4 protein-coding genes are annotated in these 3,700 nt (G+C 62.8%); 3 read left to right on the top strand and 1 reads right to left on the bottom strand.

Annotated features, from left to right (window positions below; translation table 11 throughout):
* Both HX846_RS31000 and HX846_RS30995 read left to right on the top strand, forming a co-directional pair.
* Positions 1 to 362 (top strand): winged helix-turn-helix domain-containing protein (locus HX846_RS31000; RefSeq protein WP_178966854.1); only part of this gene is annotated, 362 nt, incomplete at its 5' end.
* Complete coding sequence (locus HX846_RS30995; protein WP_003216256.1) at positions 352 to 1,716, top strand: heavy metal sensor histidine kinase; 1,365 nt, start codon at positions 352 to 354, stop codon at positions 1,714 to 1,716. The genes HX846_RS31000 and HX846_RS30995, both read left to right, overlap by 11 nt.
* Before the next feature lie 12 nt (positions 1,717 to 1,728).
* Here HX846_RS30995 and HX846_RS30990 read toward each other — a convergent pair whose 3' ends face one another.
* Positions 1,729 to 2,697, bottom strand: coding sequence for a LysR family transcriptional regulator (locus tag HX846_RS30990; protein WP_003216257.1), 969 nt, complete (start codon positions 2,695 to 2,697; stop codon positions 1,729 to 1,731).
* A 182-nt stretch (positions 2,698 to 2,879) separates the two neighbouring features.
* On the opposite strand from HX846_RS30990, the gene HX846_RS30985 reads away from it, so the two are divergent.
* On the top strand, positions 2,880 to 3,700 hold an 821-nt coding region (locus HX846_RS30985; protein WP_178966853.1), incomplete at its 3' end, for a TolC family protein.

Raw genomic sequence — 3,700 nt, 5'->3', positions numbered from 1 at the left:
AACTGGTGGCGCGCCTGCAAGCCCTTACCCGTCGCAGTGGCGGGCATGAGCCGGTGCAGGTGACCATCGCCGACCTGTGGATCGACCTGATCAGCCGCAAGGCCAGTCGCAACGGCGTTCGCCTGGACCTGACCGCCAAAGAGTTCTCGCTGCTCAGCGTATTGGCCCGGCGCCAGGGTGAAATCCTGTCCAAGACCTCGATTGCGGAAATGGTCTGGGACATCAATTTCGACAGTGACGCGAATGTGGTGGAAGTAGCGATCAAACGCCTGCGGGCCAAGCTCGACGGGCCGTTCGAACAGAAACTGCTGCACACCATCCGTGGCATGGGTTACGTGCTGGAGAACCGCAGTGTCGGCTAACTCCATCGCCCTGCGCCTGAGCGGCATGTTCACCCTGGTGGCGCTGCTGATCTTCCTGTTGATCGGCGGCGCGCTGTACCAGCAGGTGGACAAAGGCCTGGGCCTGCTGCCCGGGGCCGAGCTGGATGCGCGCTACAGCGTGCTGGAGTCTTCGGTCAATCGCTTCGGTACGCCGGACCATTGGGCGAAGATCACCGCCAAGCTCAAGTTGTTGGGAGAGGAAGACAAGCGCATTCGCTTCTGGGTGGTGAGCAGCGACCCGACCTACGAATACGGCAACCCGGACGCGCAGATTCGCGCCTTTGCCGCCGGCCCGACCGGCAAGCGCGACTTGCGCCTGCCGGGCCATGCCTACCCGTTCAAAGTATTGGTCAGCCAGTTTCCAGCCAAGGAGCAGCGCCCGCCGCTGCGTTTCCTGATCGCGGTCGACACCGAGAACTTCCGCGCCACCCAGCATCAACTGCTGGTGGCGCTGATCGGCCTGGCGTTTGTCGGCGTGCTGCTGGCCTCGCTGCTGGGGTTCTGGGTGGCGCGCATCGGTCTCAAGCCGCTGATCAAGCTGTCGGACGAGGCGCAGAAACTTGCACCGCCGAAACTCTCCGGGCGCCTGCAATTGTCACCATTGCCGCCGGAGCTGAAGCAGTTCGTCAACTCCTTCAACTCGACCCTCGACCGGGTGGAACAGGCCTATTCGCGCCTGGAGTCATTCAACGCCGATGTGGCCCATGAGCTGCGCTCGCCGCTGACCAACCTGATCGGCCAGACCCAGGTGGCGCTGACCCGTGGGCGTTCGGCCGAGCATTATTTCGAGGTGCTGCAATCGAACCTCGAAGAGCTGGAACGGCTGCGCTCGATCATCAATGACATGCTGTTCCTGGCCAGTGCAGACCAGGGCAGCAAGGCCACCAAGCTGATCACCAGTTCGCTGGCGGATGAAGTGGCGACCACCCTGGACTACCTGGACTTTATCCTCGAGGACGCCCAGGTGCAGGTGCGTGTGACCGGCGATGCCCAGGTGCAGATCGAGAAGGCGCACTTGCGCCGTGCGTTGATCAACCTGTTGAGCAATGCGGTGCAGCATACGGCGCCTGGCCAGGTGATCGAGGTGAAGATCGAAGTGCTGGAGGACCACGTGGCGATCGGGGTGACCAACCCGGGCGATGAGATTGCCAGCGAGCATCTGCCCCGGTTGTTCGAGCGGTTCTATCGGGTGGACGCGTCCCGCAGCAATAGTGGGGCGAATCACGGGTTGGGACTGGCGATCGTCAAGGCGATCGCGTTGATGCACGGCGGAGATGTGTTTGTGCGCAGCGAGGGCGGCGGCAACACCTTTGGCATTACGCTGCCGGTGTAGCGGCTGCCCCCCTCAGTTACTCAGTCGTACCCCGCCCAAACTGCCACTTAGCTCATAGGCCGCCAGTTCCGCCTGATGCGCGGCCATGATTTCCGGCAGGGAGCTGCGCAGGTATTCCACCCACGTCTTGATCTTCGCATCCAGGTATTGGCGCGACGGGTAGATGGCGTACAGGTTGAGCTCCTGGGAGCGGTAGTTGGGCATCACCCGCACCAGGGTGCCGTTGCGCAGCCCTTCAATCGCCGCATACACCGGCAACAGGCCAACGCCCATGCCGCTGGTGATCGCGGTCTTCATCGCATCCGCCGAGTTCACCAGGAACGGTGAGCTGTTGATCGCCACACTTTCCTGGCCTTCCGGGCCATTGAACGACCATTTATCCAGCTGAATCACCGGGCTGACCAGGCGCAGGCACGCGTGGTTGAGCAGGTCACTCGGCCGTTGCGCGCAGCCGTTGGCCTTGACGTAGGCCGGCGAGGCACAGGCGATGCTGTAAGTTATCCCCAGGCGCTGCGAGACAAACCCCGAATCCGGCAACTCGCTGGCGAGCACGATGGACACGTCGTAACCCTCATCCAGCAGGTCCGGCACGCGGTTGGCCATGGTCAGGTCAAAGGTCACGTCCGGGTGGGTGCGGCGGTAGCGGGCAATCGCATCGATCACGAAGTGCTGGCCGATGCCGGTCATGGTGTGCACTTTCAACTGCCCGGCCGGGCGGGCGTGGGCGTCGCTGGCTTCGGCTTCCGCTTCCTCGACATACGCCAGGATCTGCTCGCAACGCAGCAAATAGCGCTTGCCGGCCTCGGTCAAGGCGATGCGGCGGGTGGTGCGGTTGAGCAAACGGGTTTGCAGATGGGCCTCAAGGTTGGAGACCGCGCGCGAGACGTTGGCCGTGGTGGTATCCAGTTGCACGGCGGCGGCGGTAAAGCTGCCGGCTTCGGCCACACAACTGAAGGCGCGCATGTTTTGCAAGGTGTCCATTAAGGTGCTCTCAGGGGAGATGGCAAATTGTGACACGAAGTTGCAGGATCCAGTGATCCCTACGAACGGATTATCGCCTGAACGGTAACAAAGATTCACAAGAATCCCACCTTATCGCCATCCGGCCCGCCCCTTAGAATTGCGCCACCTTCCCCGCAACACCCTCTCAGGAATTCGCAGCAGTGCCGCGTCGCATCAGCAGAGAGCTGAAGACTCTCAGTGTTTGGGCCTTATCGTTAGCAATCAGCGGCTGCATCGGAACCGGAGGAATTGCCCCTCAAGGCCAGTCACTCGTCGCCAGTTCATTGGCCACCGACGAGGCGATCAAAAGCGCCGCCCAGGACGCCCACTGGCCCACCGCGCAATGGTGGCAAGCCTACGGCGACCCGCAACTCAACCACTGGATCGACCTCGCCGTGCAAGGCAGCCCGAGCATGGCCATGGCCGCTGCACGTGTGCGTGAAGCCCGGGCCATGGCCGGGATCGCCGAGTCGGCCGAGTCGTTGCAGATCAATGGTGATGCCACGCTCAAGCGTCATAACTGGCCCAGCGACCAATTCTACGGCCCGGGCGCGCTGGACAATTCCACCACCTGGGACAACAACGCGTCCCTGGGCTTGAGCTATGCCCTCGATCTTTGGGGTCGTGAAAGCAATGCCACCGAGCGCGCCGTGGACATGGCCCACATGAGCGCCGCCGAAGCGCGCCAGGCGCAGCTCGAATTGCAGAACAACGTGGTGCGCGCCTATATCCAGCTGTCGTTGCACTTCGCCCAGCGCGATATCGTGGCCGCCACCCTGGCCCAGCAACAACAGATTCTCGACCTGGCGCAAAAGCGTTTGAATGGCGGGATCGGCACCCACTTCGAAGTCAGCCAGGCTGAGACGCCGCTGCCGGAAACCCATCGCCAGCTGGACGCCCTGGATGAACAGATCGCCCTGAGTCGTAACCAGTTGGCCGCGCTGGCGGGCAAAGGGCCGGGGGCGGGCGCGCAGTTGCAGCG

This window comes from Pseudomonas sp. K5002 (assembly GCF_013386655.1).
Classification (GTDB): domain Bacteria; phylum Pseudomonadota; class Gammaproteobacteria; order Pseudomonadales; family Pseudomonadaceae; genus Aquipseudomonas.
The sequence above is the reverse complement of the archived record's forward strand: the minus strand, read 5'-3'. Positions and strand labels throughout refer to the sequence as shown.